Origin of the sequence: Flavobacterium zhoui (assembly GCF_042787235.1) — a bacterium.
Lineage (GTDB): Bacteria > Bacteroidota > Bacteroidia > Flavobacteriales > Flavobacteriaceae > Flavobacterium > Flavobacterium zhoui.
On record NZ_JBHZPY010000017.1, the window covers coordinates 1 to 17,261 of the forward strand.

General features: G+C 34.0%; 15 protein-coding genes and 1 other RNA gene. 9 read left to right on the top strand and 7 right to left on the bottom strand.

Features of this window, described 5'->3' with window-relative positions:
- On the bottom strand, window positions 1–3,288 hold a 3,288-nt coding region (locus tag ACFX5F_RS15245), incomplete at its 3' end, for a DUF8696 domain-containing protein (protein WP_489753083.1).
- A gap of 821 nt (window positions 3,289–4,109) precedes the next feature.
- Here ACFX5F_RS15245 and ACFX5F_RS15250 point away from each other — a divergent pair.
- From ACFX5F_RS15250 to ACFX5F_RS15265, 4 genes are all read left to right on the top strand, one after another.
- Window positions 4,110–4,595 (top strand): SixA phosphatase family protein, encoded by a 486-nt coding sequence (locus ACFX5F_RS15250; RefSeq protein ID WP_379852892.1) that lies wholly within the window; start codon window positions 4,110–4,112, stop codon window positions 4,593–4,595.
- A 4-nt stretch (window positions 4,596–4,599) separates the two neighbouring features.
- A complete protein-coding gene (gene ppk1, locus ACFX5F_RS15255; protein ID WP_379852893.1) occupies window positions 4,600–6,672 on the top strand; it encodes a polyphosphate kinase 1 in 2,073 nt (690 codons plus the stop codon).
- Window positions 6,673–6,729: 57 nt separating this feature from the next.
- Entirely contained in the window at window positions 6,730–7,620 is an 891-nt protein-coding gene (locus tag ACFX5F_RS15260; RefSeq protein ID WP_379852894.1) for a Ppx/GppA phosphatase family protein, read from the top strand.
- A 66-nt stretch (window positions 7,621–7,686) separates the two neighbouring features.
- A complete protein-coding gene (locus ACFX5F_RS15265; RefSeq protein ID WP_379852895.1) occupies window positions 7,687–8,283 on the top strand; it encodes a TMEM175 family protein in 597 nt (198 codons plus the stop codon).
- A 42-nt stretch (window positions 8,284–8,325) separates the two neighbouring features.
- Here the strand turns inward: ACFX5F_RS15265 and ACFX5F_RS15270 are convergent, their stop codons facing one another.
- Entirely contained in the window at window positions 8,326–8,820 is a 495-nt protein-coding gene (locus ACFX5F_RS15270) for a DNA polymerase III subunit gamma/tau (protein ID WP_379852896.1), read from the bottom strand.
- Here ACFX5F_RS15270 and ACFX5F_RS15275 point away from each other — a divergent pair.
- Window positions 8,807–8,944: a hypothetical protein gene (locus tag ACFX5F_RS15275; protein WP_379852897.1), complete on the top strand. Its 138-nt coding sequence runs from the start codon at window positions 8,807–8,809 to the stop codon at window positions 8,942–8,944. The two genes, ACFX5F_RS15270 and ACFX5F_RS15275, sit on opposite strands and share 14 nt — an antisense overlap.
- A gap of 28 nt (window positions 8,945–8,972) precedes the next feature.
- Here the strand turns inward: ACFX5F_RS15275 and dnaX are convergent, their stop codons facing one another.
- The 3 genes from dnaX to ACFX5F_RS15290 form a co-directional block, all read right to left on the bottom strand.
- Window positions 8,973–10,058 carry a DNA polymerase III subunit gamma/tau gene (dnaX, locus tag ACFX5F_RS15280; protein ID WP_379852898.1) on the bottom strand — a complete coding sequence of 362 codons (1,086 nt, stop codon included), beginning with the start codon at window positions 10,056–10,058 and terminating at the stop codon, window positions 8,973–8,975.
- Between the two features lie 273 nt (window positions 10,059–10,331).
- Window positions 10,332–11,444, bottom strand: coding sequence for a class I SAM-dependent methyltransferase (locus ACFX5F_RS15285; protein WP_379852899.1), 1,113 nt, complete (start codon window positions 11,442–11,444; stop codon window positions 10,332–10,334).
- Between the two features lie 44 nt (window positions 11,445–11,488).
- Window positions 11,489–11,788: a hypothetical protein gene (locus ACFX5F_RS15290; protein WP_379852900.1), complete on the bottom strand. Its 300-nt coding sequence runs from the start codon at window positions 11,786–11,788 to the stop codon at window positions 11,489–11,491.
- A 119-nt stretch (window positions 11,789–11,907) separates the two neighbouring features.
- On the opposite strand from ACFX5F_RS15290, the gene rnpB reads away from it, so the two are divergent.
- Window positions 11,908–12,231, top strand: an RNA gene (rnpB, locus tag ACFX5F_RS15295) — RNase P RNA component class A.
- A 130-nt stretch (window positions 12,232–12,361) separates the two neighbouring features.
- The gene (locus ACFX5F_RS15300) at window positions 12,362–13,297 is read left to right on the top strand and encodes a ketopantoate reductase family protein (protein ID WP_379852901.1); all 936 of its coding nucleotides are present in this window, start codon (window positions 12,362–12,364) and stop codon (window positions 13,295–13,297) included.
- Between the two features lie 11 nt (window positions 13,298–13,308).
- Here ACFX5F_RS15300 and ACFX5F_RS15305 read toward each other — a convergent pair whose 3' ends face one another.
- Together ACFX5F_RS15305 and ACFX5F_RS15310 are read right to left on the bottom strand one after the other, a co-directional pair.
- A complete protein-coding gene (locus ACFX5F_RS15305; RefSeq protein ID WP_379852902.1) occupies window positions 13,309–13,905 on the bottom strand; it encodes an RsmD family RNA methyltransferase in 597 nt (198 codons plus the stop codon).
- Window positions 13,902–14,723: a DUF3822 family protein gene (locus ACFX5F_RS15310; RefSeq protein WP_379852925.1), complete on the bottom strand. Its 822-nt coding sequence runs from the start codon at window positions 14,721–14,723 to the stop codon at window positions 13,902–13,904. The genes ACFX5F_RS15305 and ACFX5F_RS15310 overlap by 4 nt, the downstream gene beginning before the upstream one ends.
- A 152-nt stretch (window positions 14,724–14,875) precedes the next feature.
- Between ACFX5F_RS15310 and ACFX5F_RS15315 the strand changes: the two genes are divergently transcribed.
- Together ACFX5F_RS15315 and ygiD are read left to right on the top strand one after the other, a co-directional pair.
- On the top strand, window positions 14,876–16,297 hold the full coding sequence (locus tag ACFX5F_RS15315; RefSeq protein ID WP_379852926.1) for an ATP-dependent DNA helicase: 1,422 nt from the start codon (window positions 14,876–14,878) through the stop codon (window positions 16,295–16,297).
- Window positions 16,298–16,381: 84 nt separating this feature from the next.
- A complete protein-coding gene (gene ygiD / locus ACFX5F_RS15320) occupies window positions 16,382–17,212 on the top strand; it encodes a 4,5-DOPA-extradiol-dioxygenase (RefSeq protein WP_379852903.1) in 831 nt (276 codons plus the stop codon).
- Window positions 17,213–17,261: the final 49 nt, after the last annotated feature.

Below are 17,261 nucleotides of genomic sequence, written 5' to 3' on the forward strand. Positions count from 1 at the left end.
ATTAATTGACCAAGTATAGTTTTCACCAGAACAGATTGTAATAGGAGTAGACACTTTACTTGGTTTTGGATTTACGGTCAGCACTAATTCTTGGTCTGCAGTACATCCGTCGTATGTTTTGCTATACGTTCCGGCAGTAGTGTAGCTAGCATTATTAACTGACCAAGTATAGCTTTCACCAGAGCAGATGGTTATTGGAGTGGAGACTTTGGTTGGTTTTGGATTTACGGTCAACACTAATTCTTGGTCTGCAGTACATCCGTCGTATGTTTTGCTATACGTTCCGGCAGTAGTGTAGCTAGCATTATTAACTGACCAAGTATAGCTTTCACCAGAGCAGATGGTTATTGAAGTGGACACTTTAGTTGGTTTCGGAGTTACGGTCAACACTAATTCTTGGTCTGCAGTACATCCGTCGTATGTTTTGGTATACGTTCCGGTAGTAGTGTAGGTAGCATTATTAACTGACCAAGTATAGTTTTCACCAGAACAGATGGTTATTGGAGTGGATACTTTCGCTGATTTTGGATTTACGGTCAACAACACTAATTCCTGGTCGGCCGTACATCCGTCGTTTGTTTTGGTATACGTTCCGGCAGTAGTGTATGTAGTGGCATTTACAGACCAAATATAGTTTTCACCAGAACAGATTGTTATTGGAGTGGATACTTTCGCTGGTTTTGGATTTACGGTCAGCACTAATTCTTGGTCTGCAGTACATCCGTTATTTGTTTTGGTATACGTTCCGGCAGTAGTGTATGTAGTGGCATTTACAGACCAAATATAGTTTTCACCAGAACAGATTGTTATTGGAGTGGATACTTTCGCTGGTTTTGTATTTACGATCAGCACTAATTCTTGGTCTGCAGTACATCCGTTATTTGTTTTGGTATACGTTCCGGCAACAGTGTAGGTAGCATTATTAATTGACCAAGTATAGTTTTCACCAGAACAGATTGTAATAGGAGTAGACACTTTACTTGGTTTCGGAGTTACGGTCAAGTTCAGTACCTGATCCGCAATACAGCCATTATTGGTGATTCTTGTACCAGTTTGAATCGTTGTATAATCTGTACCATTCCATTCGAAAGTCTCCCCGGAACAGATGGTTTTGTCCGTAACTGCATCTGCCGGTTTTGGCGTTACGATCAAATTCAGTACCTGATCTGCAGTACAGCCATTATTAGTGATTCTAGTACCAGTTTGAGTCGTTGTATAATCTGTACCATTCCATGTGAAATTCTCCCCGGAACAGATGGTTTTGTTCGTAACTGCATCTGCCGGTTTTAGCGTTACGGTCAAATTCAGTACCTGATCTGCAGTACAGCCATTATTAGTGATTCTTGTACCAGTTTGAGTCGTTGTATAATCTGTACCATTCCATGTCAAAGTCTCCCCGGAACAGATGGTTTTGTTCGTAACTGCATCTGCCGATTTTAACGTTACGGTCAAATTCAGTACCTGATCTGCAGTACAGCCATTATTAGTGATTCTTGTACCAGTTTGAGTCGTTGTATAATCTGTACCATTCCATGTGAAAGTCTCCCCGGAACAGATGGTTTTGTTCGTAACTGCATCTGCCGGTTTTGGCGTTACGATCAAATTCAGTACCTGATCTGCAGTACAGCCATTATTAGTGATTCTTGTACCAGTTTGAGTCGTTGTATAATCTGTACCATTCCATGTGAAAGTCTCCCCGGAACAGATGGTTTTATTTGTAACGGCATCCGACGGTTTTGGCGTTACGGTCAACACTAATTCCTGATCGGCAGTACATCCGTTATTTGTTTTGGTATAAGTTCCGGCAGTAGTGTATGTAGTGGCATTTACAGACCAAATATAGTTTTCACTAGAACAGATTGTTATTGGAGTGGATACTTTACTTGGTTTCGGAGTTACGGTCAGCACTAATTCTTGGTCTGCGGTACATCCGTCGTATGTTTTGGTATACGTTCCGGCAGTAGTGTAGCTAGCATTATTAACTGACCAAGCATAGCTTTCACCAGAACAGATTGTTACAGGAGTAGAAATTTTGGCCGGTTTTGGCGTTACCGTCAACACCAATTCTTGGTCAGCTGTACATCCGTCGTATGTTTTGGTATACGTTCCGGCAGTAGTGTAGCTAGCATTATTAACTGACCAAGTATAGCTTTCACCAGAACAGATGGTTATTGAAGTGGACACTTTAGTTGGTTTCGGAGTTACGGTCAGCACCAATTCTTGGTCTGCAGTACATCCGTCGTATGTTTTGGTATAAGTTCCGGCAGCGGTGTAGGTAGCATTATTAATTGACCAAGTATAGTTTTCACCAGAACAGATTGTAATAGGAGTGGAGACTTTGTTTGGTTTAGGAGTTACTGTTACAGTTGCTTCAACGGTTGAAATATTATTTCCAGTGCATAGACCTGCACTTGAAAATACGGCTCTATATTTTGTAGTTTGAATCAAATTAGTAGCAGTATAAGTGGTTACCGGATTAATTATATCAATCCATGATGTAAATGGAGTAATTGATGATTGCCATTTATTAATAGTTGAGCTACTTGGAACACCACTTATTGTTAAAGTTGTACTATTTACCCCATAACATACAGTTGAGTTAGGCCCAACGGAACCTTTTAAAGGAATACCAAACGTAATAGGGGTGTCTACACATCTTCTTGAAGTATCAGAGTTACCACTAACAGATTCTAATTTTGTAATATTGATTAAGCCAGAATTAGTATTACATATATCAGTACCAATACTCCCAAAAGGAATATTAAATTCTAAAAATGAACCTCCTCCACTAATACAAATACTTCCGCTTTTAGCAGCAAGTCCATTATTAACAGTAAGTGAAGTTAGAGTACTCCCGTTTCCAGAATATAATTTAAAAGTTGAAGCATTAGAATTGATTTCTATAATATATTCGGCACCAGCTACAGATAAACGACCCCCAAAAGTATCCGATGTTAATCCAGTTGTAGGGTTATTATCGGTGTCTAAATAAAGTCGAAAAAGAGCTGCGCCGCTATTACCGAGATTCATTCCCAATCGCAATACTTGGGTTTGTGTATCTACTTTAGCCCAAATTGTTCCAACCTCACAAGTTGAAGATGGACTAGTCGATAACTGCACGTTAAAAACTATTCCGGTGGCGTATTCATCTCCTATTGCTCTGGGACCTGGACAATAATTTCCATCATAGGTGTCTTGAGCGTAACAATTTGTAACAAAAATTGATAGAAGTAATGAAACAAAACCAAAAATGGGCTTTAATTTTGAAGTGGGTAAAATTGTTTTCATATGATCAATACGATTTATAAATTAATCAATTTTTTTTAATTACTATTCCTGAATGAAATAACATGTATATTTCTTTTAATTAAGGAATAACTGTAAAAGAGTTAGGAGGTTTTTCATCATGATTTTTGATGACTTCAGAATATAAACAAATGGATGGTTTACATAGTAAATTAGGCACATTCTTAACATTCAATAGAGTAGATGATAATTTTTGTGCGTATAATCTCAAATCAGTATAGAATAATTTTTCTTTTTGAATAAAAAGGGTTGAATTATTTTCGCTTGAGACTTGTGCGAAAAGACTTGTACAATAAAATAGAAGTGCCAGTATTGGCAAAAATCTTTTTAAGAATAAAAAGAATAGGTTTCGCGATAAAAAAAAATTGTTTTGTAGGTTAACAATTTGATTTGGGAGGTTTTTTACCATAAATTAATAATTTTTTCAATTATTACTCATTTACTTTAAAATTTTAATAATTAACGTATTAAATACGAATCTAATTAGAAAAAATTATTATTAATATGTTTTTCTATCAATGACCTAAATACTCGTTGAAACGTTGTTTTTACTCTTTATTTAACAAAAAAATAGTAGTTTCATCATTCATAAAAGCTTAAATTTCAGTTGTTTTTAATTATTTTTTGAATCGATAACTTTTTTAAATCCCGTTGATTATAAGAATAATTATTTTTGCAAAGTTTTTTTGAATATAAAGACAATAAAAAACATTAAAAAATCATCTTTTCTTTTGTAAATTGTAGTGGAATATTTCACTAACTGAAACTTGGTTTTTCCTCGATTTCTAAATGATTATTTTCTTATGAAAAATTTAATTTTAATTAGACATGCAAAGTCAAGTTGGGATGCTCCTTTACATGACAAGGAACGGTCTTTGACGCATCATGGAATAAAAGATGCCCATCTCGTTTCTTCAAAAATAAAAGACGCGCTTCCTAAAACATATATTATCTGGAGTAGCTCAGCGAAAAGGGCTTCAGATACAGCAGTTATTTTTGCTCAAAATATTTCTTACCCTATAGAATCTATTGTTTATAAGGATGAACTTTATACGTTTGATGAAAAAAAACTGGAAAAAGTTATCAAATTATGCGATAATCTTTTCGATAGCGTTATTCTTTTTGGACATAATGGTGCTATTACAAATTTTGTTAATAAATTTGGGGATGTCATTATTGATAATGTTCCTACTGCCGGTTTTGTTTCCTTACAATTTAAAACGGACGATTGGAAAGAAATTGATAAAGGCCAAATAAATAAAATTTTATTCCCCAAAGATTTAAAATAAGTACATGCCAGAACATAAATATATTGATAGAGAAAAAAGTTGGTTAGCATTTAATGCCAGAGTTCTTCAAGAAGCAGCTGATGATTCCGTTCCTTTGCTAGACAGACTAAGATTTTTAGGAATATTCTCTAATAATCTCGATGAGTTCTTTAGAGTTCGTTTTGCAGCAATCAGACGATTAAGTCTTTCAGGAATATCCGGCGAAAAATATTTGGGTGGTATTTCGGCTCAAGAATTAGTTAAGGATATAACTGAAATTGTAATACTTCAACAATCTGAAAGTTTACGGATTTTAAGTACGATTGAGGCAAAATTAGAGTCTAAAAATATATTTATAATCAATGAAGATCAGATATCTATCGATCAGGAAATTTTTTTAAAAGATTTTTTCATTCAAAAGTTAAGCCCGGAATTAGTTACGATCATACTAAATGATTTAGCTGAATTTCCATTATTGAAAGACACTTCGGGATATTTAGCGATAAAGCTCATTATGAAACTTAACAATGAGGTTCGATATGCAATTGTTGAAATTCCAAAAACATTAAATCGTTTCGTTGTCTTGCCTTCAGACGATGAAAAGCAATATGTAATCTTAATTGATGATGTGATTAGGTTTCATTTAAGCAGTATTTTTAATATTTTCGATTATGAAAGTATTTCAGCTCATATGATAAAGATCACCAGAGATGCGCAATTAGATATCGATAGTGATTTGAGTAAAAGTATGATTGAAAAAATCACCACAAGTGTAAAAGACAGACGTATAGGGGAGCCCGTTCGATTTATTTATGATCAATTAATTGACAAAGATACGCTGCAGTTTTTTCTGGATAAAATGAATATAGTTGCTACAGATAGCATTATTCCCGGCGGCAGGTACCATAACAGGCGCGATTATATGAATTTCCCAAATCTTGGCAGATTTGATTTATTGTATAAAACTAACGATCCGCTGCCAGTCCCGGGTTTAAGTATGGAAGGGAGTATGTTAGAAAAAATAAGTAAAAAAGATTATTTATTAAATGCGCCTTATCAGTCATTTTCTTACTTAACAAAATTTTTGCGCGAAGCGGCTCTTGATCCAAAGGTAACGTCTATCAAAATTACTTTATATCGATTAGCTAAAAATTCTCAAATTATAAGTTCGCTAATAAATGCAGCCAAAAATGGGAAGAAAGTTACTGTTCAAATAGAACTGCAAGCGCGTTTTGATGAAGCCTCGAACATTTCTTACGCTGAGCAAATGCAAATTGAAGGTATCGAACTAATTTTCGGTATAAAAGGCTTAAAAGTACACAGTAAAATATGTGTTATTGAAAGAATTGAAAACGATAAAATAAAAAGATACGGTTTCATCTCTACTGGAAATTTTAATGAAGCGACAGCAAAAGTATATACTGATGTAACGCTATTTACAAGTCATCAACAAATTTTAAAAGACATCACAAAAATATTTGATTTCTTTGACATCAATTACAGAGTGCATCGATACAAACATCTTATTGTTTCTCCTCATTACACGAGGACTAAATTTTATAAATTGATTGACAGAGAGATTTTGCATGCATTGGCAGGTAGAAAAACATTTATAAAATTAAAAATGAATAGTTTATCAGATTTTAAAATGATTGATAAATTATATGAAGCGAGTACCGCAGGAGTAAAAATACAGCTTGAAGTAAGAGGTATTTGCTCATTGATACCAGGTATTCCTGGAATGAGTGAAAATATTGAAGCGATAAGTATTGTCGATAATTATCTCGAACATTCCAGAATTTACATCTTTGGGAATGCGGGACAAACAGAAGTTTTTATTTCATCTGCAGATTTTATGACTAGAAATTTGGATGGCAGAGTTGAAGTAACTTGTCCTATTTATGATCAAGAAATTAAAAATGAACTCCTTGATAATTTTAATTTAGGATGGAAAGGAAATGTAAAAGCGAGGTATCACTCCTTTAAATTAGATAATAAATATAGAATAAGAAATCAAGACCCCATTTTTAGAGCACAGTGGGAAACTTATAAATATTATCAAAATAAAGTTGAATTCTTGGTAGAAAAAGCAACTTAATGGTATACTATTTGTCATTAATTAAAATTAAAATAAATTTCAAATCATAATATAAGAATGATTAAAATTAAAAAATACGCTGCGATTGATATTGGTTCAAATGCAATGCGTTTGTTAATTACAAATATTGTAGAGCAGGATGGAAAGGAAACTCAATTCAATAAAAGTTCGTTAGTTCGTGTCCCTATTCGTTTAGGACAAGATGCCTTTACCGTAGGTGAAATTTCTGAAGAGAATATGGAGCGAATGTGTGATGCGATGAGAGCATTCTATTTGTTGATGAAAGTACATAAAGTGGAGCGGTATATGGCCTTTGCTACATCGGCAATGCGAGAAGCTTATAATGGTAAAGAGGTTGTTGCACTTATCAAGAAAAAAGCGGATATCAAAATAGAAATAATCGACGGAAAAAAAGAAGCGGCCATAATAGCTTCAACTGATTTGCATCATTTGCTAAAATCAGATCAAACCTATCTCTTTGTTGATGTAGGTGGCGGTAGTACTGAATTTACCTTATTTTCGAATGGTAAAATGATAAATTCCAGATCTTTCAAAGCTGGAACAGTAAGATTGCTGAATGATATGGTTTGCGATGTTGTTTGGGATGAAATTGAAAAATGGATAAAAATAAATACGCAAGACTACGACGAAGTAACTTTAATAGGTTCTGGCGGGAATATAAATAAACTTTTTAAGATGTCCGGAAAAGTGCAGGAAAAACCTTTGTCATATATCTATATGAACTCTCAATATGCTTTCTTGAATTCTCTAACTTATGATCAACGGGTAGCAGAATTGGGATTGAATCCGGATCGTGCCGATGTAATTATCCCTGCTACAAGAATTTATCTAAATGCTATGAAATGGAGTGGTGCCAGAAATATTTACGTACCTAAAATTGGACTTTCTGATGGTATTGTTAAAGCAATGTATCATGGAAAAATATAAGTTAAATTACTGATTTATAACTTATTAATTTAAAAATTGAAATTATCTTTATGATAAAAATTCCAAATGGACAAGCATAGATTAGAGATGTTTAGTGATGGTGTTTTGGCAATAATAATAACCATCATGATATTGGAAATTAAAGTTCCGATGGGGAATAATTTTAGTGATTTGACAGCACTTTTTCCTTCCTTTATTAGCTATGCGCTAAGCTTTATTTTTGTAGGGATTTATTGGAAAAATCATTATCACTTAATGCAGAGTATTTCTAAAATAAATGGTACCATATTATGGGCTAATCTGCATTTTTTATTCTGGTTATCATTGATTCCCATTTCAACTAAATGGATGGGCGTGCATCTTTTTGCCAAAGCCACAATGACTTTGTACGGTATTATTCTCTTTTTATGCTCCCTTCATTTTTGGATTCTGCAATGTGTAATTATTACAAACGAAGGGACAGATTCCTTGCTAGCTAAAGCGGTAGGGAAAGATAGGAAGGGAAAAGTCACTCTTATTTTATATTTTATAGCAATACTTTTTTCTTTTTTGAATGAATGGATTGCTGGGTCAATTTATGTGATGGTTGCTATGATATGGCTCAAGCGAGACAAAAAGATTGAGAGGAAAATAAATTCACATGAAATAGGTCCACATGAATAATAAATGTTTCATATTTCTTCAGTTTAAATTAATCACTTGTGTTTAAACATTTAGGTCAAGCCCAAAAGTAGTTCGCAACAAATCAATATTTGGATTTATTTCAAGAAGTCTGTTGTATCGGTCTTGGTCATTAAAATTTCTCTTACTTTCAACGCTTTCATTAACAATAACTTCTATTGTAATGTCGTGATTGTGCAAATGACCTTTCAAATGACCTAAAAGACCGTTTACTTCTTTTTCAAAATCTAATTTCGAACCTTCATTTGGCAATTCTAATGTGATGGAGGTTCCGTTGAGTTTTGGATCATTTATTAATAATAAAGACTCCATGATTTTATAGCCTTTGTCTCCTAAACGTTGTGCATATTTATTCCAAAACAATAACATTTCGGTTTCCGTGAAAGCTTCTGTAGGCAAATGAAGCACTTCTTTTACAATTCCTTTGTTGCTTTCTTCCAATGCTTTTTTGGCACGAATACTTGACAATGAAAAAGCAGAAACTTTTGTTTCACTTGAATTGGGAATGCCAATTTCCAAAGTAGGAATTGAAATTGTAGGAGCAATAACTATAGCTTCTGGTTGTTTTTCTTGGACTGATTCTACAACTGGGGTTTTTGCGGTACTTTCTACTTTAGCTTTTGAACTCTCTACTATTGAGTAATCGTTCTTTCTAAAATAAGTGGGTGGAATTATAAATTTGTCAACTTTTTTTTTTCTCCATCATAAGTGATAGAGGCCAATTGCATCAGGCAAAGTTCAACAAGAAGTCGTTGGTTTTGACTTAGCTTATATTTCAAATCACAGTCATTTGCAATTTCAATTCCTTTCAAAAGAAAGTCTTGACTGCATTTTTGTGCTTGCACACCATACATTTGTTGTGCTTGCTCGCCAACTTCCAACAAGGATAAAGTTGAAGGTGTTTTAGAAACCAGTAAATCTCTAAAATGCGATGCTAATCCTGATACAAAATGATGCGCATCAAATCCTTTAGAAAGAATGTCATTAAAAGCCAACAGTAATTCAGGAATTTTATTTTCCAGAATTAAATCGGTAACTGAAATGTAAGTTTCATAATCTAAAACATTCAGGTTTTCGGTAACTGCCTGACGTGTTAAATCTTTTCCGCAAAAAGAAACTACTCGGTCAAAAATAGACAAAGCATCACGCATGGCGCCATCCGCTTTTTGAGCAATGATATGCAAAGCATCATCTTCAAAATTTACGCCTTGACTGGTTGCAACTTCGGCAAGATGTTCTTTGGCATCTTTTACGGTAATTCTTTTGAAATCAAATATCTGACAACGAGAAAGTATCGTTGGAATAATTTTATGTTTTTCGGTCGTAGCCAAAATAAAAATGGCATGTTTTGGCGGTTCTTCCAGTGTTTTCAAGAAAGCATTGAAAGCTGCCGAGGACAACATGTGAACCTCATCAATAATATAAACCTTGTATTGTCCCGTTTGTGGCGGGATTCGGACTTGGTCAATCAAATTACGGATATCATCAACAGAGTTGTTTGATGCAGCATCTAATTCGAAAACATTAAAAGCAAAATCTTCATTTGGATCATCATAGCCTGGTTGATTTATTTTTCTGGCCAAAATACGAGCGCAAGTAGTTTTACCAACTCCACGAGGTCCCGTAAATAATAGGGCAGAAGCAAGGTGATTGCTTTCAATGGCATTCAATAAAGTATTGGTAATGGCTTTTTGTCCTACAACATCTTTAAATGTTTGAGGACGATATTTACGAGCCGATACAACAAATTGTTCCATAGAATTTTATTCGAAAGCAAATATAGGTTTTAATTTAAAGATGGAAAAATTTAAGTATTGAAAGATTTTATAATTTTTCAAATGGTTTTTATTTCCCAAATTCCCTAGCCCAGATAAAAGTGTAAATCCTTATGAGCTGTGGTTCGGCGAATAAAATTGCAACGGATAACTGGACACGAGCGAAGCGAACTGACGAAGCGAACTGACGAAGTAAATTGCTCCTAAAAATTGTAATTTTAAAAATATCAAATATTTGCAAATCTGATTGGAATGTTAACTTAGAATGACTTTTGAATAGTTTAAAAATTTCAAACCTGATAGCGGATATTCCAGAACTCCTTTTTGTTGTATTAATACTTTGAATTTCATTCCCATATCGATTAATAATCTATAATTTATGAGTGATTCCTTCATAGCTAATGCCAAATTATGGGGGTTATTATTCAAAACTGAATCTTGATATTCTTTGATCCCTAACGCTAATAAAAATTGCGCTTGATCCACTATTCCGCAACAATCCATCCCGTATTGCGAACCCCAATGTGAAAGCGCAGAAAAGTTGATGTGCGTTGTTATGTCCTGTTGACCAATAAATTGATAGGGGTTGTCGTTTTTTTGATGTTTGTAATAACACATGAGCGTTCCATAACTCCTGCGTTTGTTGTATAATTCAGCCGATAATGATCCATAATCGATAGTTATCACGTATCCTTTCTGCAAGAATTGGGAAACGTCTTTTATCCAAGATTTAGCTTCCAAATTTACTTCCGTGAGAAATCCTTCTGGCAATTGTACCTTTAATTCCGAAAAATAATCGGTGAGTTCCTTTTTTGCAGGTTTCAAAATTTCAATAAAATACTCGTTATAATCTACAAATATTTCTTGAAGCCGGTCTTTCATAATTACCTGATGGACAGAGAAATTATCAATTAATTCATTGGATAAAATACAGCCGTTAATTTCAGGAATTTCTTTAATTGCAGAATACCAGCTTACTTTTTCATGTAAATGTTTCTTTTGAATTTCTCGCATTCTTGGGCTTTTCTCAATAATGCAATAGTTTAAGCTGTCGTATAAAGAAATATTATTCTTGAGATAATCCAAAATATCATGACACAATAATCCTGTTCCGGCACCATATTCAACAATTTTAAAGGGATTTTTTTCTAGGTTTTGCCACATTTCTTCGATCTGGCGGCCTATCATAGCTCCAAAAGCTGCAGTAAGATTAGCGCTGGTGTAAAAATCACCATCTGCTCCAATTTTATTTTTTTCAGAATTATAATATCCTAATTCAGGGTAATACAATGCCATTTCCATGAAATCCCTAAAAGACAATGGACCTTCTTTTTTGATTCTTTCTATTATAATTTCGGAAAGTAACATTGGCTTTAGAAATTAAACCTTATTTTTTTCTCTTTAGACAAACATTATCTGTTTCTTCCTTTGATAGTAATTTCATTCAAGATTCTTGCAGCGTCATTTTCGGAATTTGCAGAAAATCCAGCTACAAAAACGCCTTTTTTACCTGAACTGGATTTTATACCGTACACGGTAGCCTCGTCATCAGGATTACTATCTCCTTCGTATCGATAAATGTGCTCGATTTCGTAGTGATGCGGATTCTTTATAATATCATCTGTGTGAAGGTTGAAATCATAGGTATATCCGTTTTCATTTAAATCATCCAAGGCTTTAGAAACTGTGGCGTAATGATACATATGTGACATAATAGAATATTATTGGTTAATTATTAAAGGTAACTATTTTATTATGAATTTGTTGTCAAAGACTTGTTAAAGTAACTAATCTAAAATCTTAAAACAGGAATAAAATAGTGTAAATTTGCACCGCAGACCGCCTTATCGTCGTTTTGAGTAATCAAGAGGGAGGAAAGTCCGGACACCAAAGGGAAGCATAGCGGGTAACACCCGTCGGTCTCGTCTTTACGGACGAGATTAGGACAAGTGCAACAGAAAGTATGTACAGGTAATGCTGTAGTGAAACCAGGTAAACTCTATGCGGTGAAATATCAAGTATATCAGCATTTAAGGGCTTCTCGTCCGTTGTTGAAGGGTAGATAGTTTGAGTCTCGCAGTAATGCGGGATCTAGATAAATGATAAGGCTCCGATTTATCGGGGACAGAATCCGGCTTATAGGTCTGCATTTTTTTATTAAAAGATTAATAAAATTAGGATTCTGAAATCTAAAAACGAACCATTAAGAAATTAGTTTCATTAAGTTTCAATGCTTAATTTTCTATATTTCTTAATGGTTTAATTTTATTTTTAATTAAGTATTTATGAAAACAAGAATTGGAATTTTAGGAATGGGTGGAGTAGGAGGCTATTTTGGTGGATTATTGGCCAAAGCATATTTCGAATCAGATTCTGTTGAAATAATATTTATTGCTCGTGGGGAAACTCAAAAGACGATTGCACAAAATGGATTGAAAATTATTGTAGATGAAAACGAAATGACCGTTTTTCCCAGTATCGTTTCCGATGACGCCAAGTTAATTGGAAAACTGGATTACCTTATTTGCGCTACAAAAACATATGATATTGAAGAGAGTCTTCTCTCTATTAAAAAAAATATAACCAAGAATACTGTTATTCTTCCTTTATATAATGGTGTCGATGCGCCAGAACGAATAAGTGATTTATTTCCTGATAACGAAGTTTTACAAGGATGTGTTTATATTGTTTCGATGATTGTATCTCCAGGAGTTATCAAAAAAATTGGAGCTTATGAAAAACTCTTTTTTGGATCAAGAACAGCCCCAATCGCTACATTAAATAAATTGCAATCTATTTTTGAAAAGGCTTCAATCGAAAGTTATCTGGTTGATAATATTGAAGAAACAGTTTGGGAAAAATTCATATTTATTTCCGCGTTGGCATCTGCAACATCGTTTTTAGATCAAAATATTGGAGAGATTTTAAACAGTCAATCGAGTCGAGGGGTATATGTTTCCTTATTAAACGAAATTACCATGATTGCCGCCGTAAAAGGATTGAATTTACCGGCTGATATTATCATGCAAACAATTCTAAAATTAGAGAAAACGCCTCGTGATGCTACTTCATCAATGCACCGGGATTTGATTGCGGGACGAAAAATAGAACTTTTTTCTTTGACTGAGTTTGTTGTAAATGAAGGTATTAAATATGAAATTGAAACACCTACTTACCAAATGGTTTTGGATAAATTGTCAAGTGTTTCAATTCCTAATTAAATATATAAGGACTATTCTTCTTCGCCATCATTTTCCGAAGATTCGTCGTCATTTTCGTCATCAGAATCTGATTCAATTTCGAAAAAACTAAAAATAGAACCACCATAACTTTTCTTGAAAGAGAAATTAATCATGTGATCCAGTTTGGTGTATTTAGAATGTTCAATTACCATCATTCCGTCTTGATTAAGCAATTCTTTTTCGAAAATTAAAGATACAATTTTCTCAAAAGTAGCTTGATCTAAAGCATAAGGAGGATCAGCAAATATAATATCATAGGATGTTTTACATCTCTCTAAATAGGTGAAAACATCACTTTTTGTGGCAGCAATATTAAAATCAAATTCTGTTGCGACTTGCTTAATGAATTTTACACAACCAAAATCACCGTCAACAGATGTGATTGGTGTACTTCCTCGAGAAGCAAATTCATAACTGATATTTCCTGTTCCAGCGAATAAATCTAATATTTTAAGTCCTTCGAAACTAAAATGGTTATTCAAAACATTGAATAATGCTTCTTTAGACATATCGGTGGTGGGACGAACGGGTAGGCCTTTTGGAGGAGAAATGCGTCTTCCTTTGTATTTTCCTGAAATGATTCTCATGAGTTGAAAAGTATAAAATGATTTCTGTTTTCGGCCTCAGAAAAATAATTGTTCCATCGCAAATCGTTTACGTCAATAAGCGAAACGTTGCGAATGTATTTATAAGCTATTTTGAAATAATCACTTACGGTGTCAATATTTCCGATTAGTTCCAATGGGAAATTCTCAGGATTTAGGTTCAATTGCTCTGCAGTGAATAATATGTAATACAAGAAATCTTCTGGTGTGTTGTAATCGAAAGAATTGAAAAGTAGTAGTTTTTGGTTTTGAATCACGATGATTTCAAAATGTTCCGAATTAATATGAACGAACATTTTTTTGTCATCTTTATTTTTGGAAGCAACCAATAATTTGGAAACCAAAATACTATTGGCGTGTTTGTAATCAAAAGCTCCAAACTGATCGATAAAAAAGTTATTGATATTCACGTACGGAATATAAACAGCATTCATTTCGTAATTTGCTATTTCATCAAATGCAAAAAAATCAGTCTTAAAAACCTTAGTGTTGTATTGCAAATAACTGCCTAGGAAGTTCTCGTCAAAAAGTGGAGCAGGAACAAACGTAGAAAGGTTGTTATTGTGAATAACCAAAATCTCGTCATAAGCATCCTTTAACTCCGGATAATCGCGAAAAGCATCGGCAAATAAATCTTCTATTTTTGTCGCTTTGTGAAAGGTATCAAAATGCACTTCATTAAAGGAAATAACCGTATCATTCAGCGTATCAAAGCAGCAAAACGAAAGCCCAGTCAGGGAAACCTGAATGGAAAGTTTTTTATATACCTTCTCGGTTATGTTTGTATTTTGTGTTGACATATCTGGATTTATATTCCATTTCTTCATTAGAAACTTGAAAGGAGTAAAAGCGTTGACAAACTTACAATTTTTTTTTATTCTAATGTCAATTTATGCGATTCCCTCGATTTTCATACTTATATTTGATGTTCATTTATAGCAATCCACTTCACATGAATTCCTCCTTGTTTTACAGTCTTTTACAGAAAAAATTCCCTTTTCAACCCACCTACAAACAGGATATTTTTTTTCAAAAAATTGCTATTTTTTTAACGGAGCCCGATAATAGAACCATTTTTGTACTAAAAGGATATGCAGGAACTGGTAAAACAACCGTGATTTCTACGATTGTAAATAATCTGGGCGACATTAATAAGAAGTATGTTTTGCTTGCGCCAACAGGTCGTGCGGCTAAAGTAATTGCCAATTATTCGAATAAACCCGCTTTTACGATTCATAAAAAAATATATTTTCCCAAGAAATCTTCGGGTGGCGGCGTTTCGTTTACGTTACAGCAAAACAAACACAAGAACACGATTTTTATCGTCGATGAAGCCTCGATGATTTCAGATACGAATTCCGATTCTAAATTATACGAAAACGGTTCTTTATTAGACGATTTGATTTCATACGTGTATTCAGGAACTAATTGTAAGATGATTTTATTGGGAGATACCGCTCAGTTGCCTCCGGTGAATTTAGATATTAGTCCTGCTTTAGATATTCAAACTTTAGGCATAAATTACGATAAAGAAGTGGAACATATCGAACTTGATGAAGTAATGCGTCAGGAAGAAAATTCGGGGATTTTGCATAATGCCACCGAACTTCGGGAATTATTGAAAGATTCGTTTATCACGGAATTCAAATTTAATGTTCGAAAATTCAAAGATATCGTTCGACTTACTGATGGATATGATATACAGGATGCGATTAATTCGGCGTACAGTAATTACAGTATAGAAGACACCGCGTTTATTGTTCGTTCGAATAAAAGGGCGAATCAATATAATGAACAAATCCGAACCAAGATCCTCGATAAAGAAAGTGAATTATCTACCGGCGATTTCCTGATGGTGGTAAAGAACAATTATTTTTGGTTGAAAGATTCTGACGAAGCAGGTTTTATTGCCAATGGTGATATTATTGAAGTGTTGGAAATTTTTAATATTAAAGAATTATATGGTTTTAAGTTTGCCAAAGTAAAAATACGAATGGTCGATTATCCAAGCCAGATTCCGTTTGAAACCGTTTTATTATTGGATACCATAAAAAGCGAATCCCCTTCTTTGACCTATGAAGAATCGAATAGATTGTATCAGGAAGTTTTGAAAGATTATGAAGGAGAAACCAAATATAATAAGTTCCAGAAAGTGAAAGCCAATGAATATTTCAACGGCTTGCAGGTTAAATTTTCGTATGCAATAACCTGTCATAAGTCCCAAGGTGGTCAGTGGAATACGGTTTTTATAGAACAGCCGTATTTGCCGGATGGAATTAATAGAGATTACATCCGATGGTTGTACACCGCTATGACCAGAGCAAAAAATAAATTATATTTGATAGGTTTTAAGGACGAAAGTTTTGAAGAATAAATTTCAAAATTTAAACCATTAAGAAATTAAGCTTTATTAAGAAAACCTAAGCCTTAATTTCTTAATGGTAAAAAAATATTTATCATGAACGCACTAAACGACTTGCATAAAATATCAGGTTCTTTTTCGAATACCGAAAAAATGCCGGTGCTGTTTTTGGGACACGGAAGTCCGATGAACGCTATTGAGGAAAATCAGTTTGTTACCGGTTTTAGGAACTTGGCTAAAACGTTGCCGCAGCCGAACGCCATTTTGTGTATTTCGGCGCACTGGTTTACCAATGGAACCAAAGTTACCGCAATGGAAATGCCCCGAACGATTCATGATTTTGGAGGTTTCCCGCAAGCGTTATTTGATGTGGAATATCCTGCAAAAGGAAGTCCCGAATTAGCTTTAGAAACTAAAGAATTACTGCTACCAACGGAAGTCGAACTAGACGAACATTGGGGCTTAGATCACGGCGCTTGGAGTGTAATCAAGCATTTATATCCCGAAGCCAATGTTCCTGTGATTCAGTTGAGTATTGATTATACTAAATCAGGGCAATACCATTTTGATTTGGCTCAGAAACTAAGTGCGTTGCGTACTAAAGGAATCCTTATTGTAGGCAGTGGAAATATCGTTCATAATTTGAGATTAGTAGATTTTCAAAATTTTGAAAAAGACAATTACGGTTACGATTGGGCTATTGAGGCAAGGGAAACAGTCAATAATTATTTACTGGACGGGAATTTCCAACCATTGATAGATTTTGAAAAACAAAGCAAAGCGTTTCAATTAGCGATTCCTACGCCAGAACATTATTTGCCTTTGATTTACACTTTGGGTTTAAAAGGAAAAACAGAGGAATTGAGTTTATTTAATGATAAGTTATTGGGTGGTTCTTTGAGTATGACTTCAGTGAAGATTGTATAGAATGATTTTGTGAAATAAATCTTATATTTGGAGGATTGAATTAAATTAA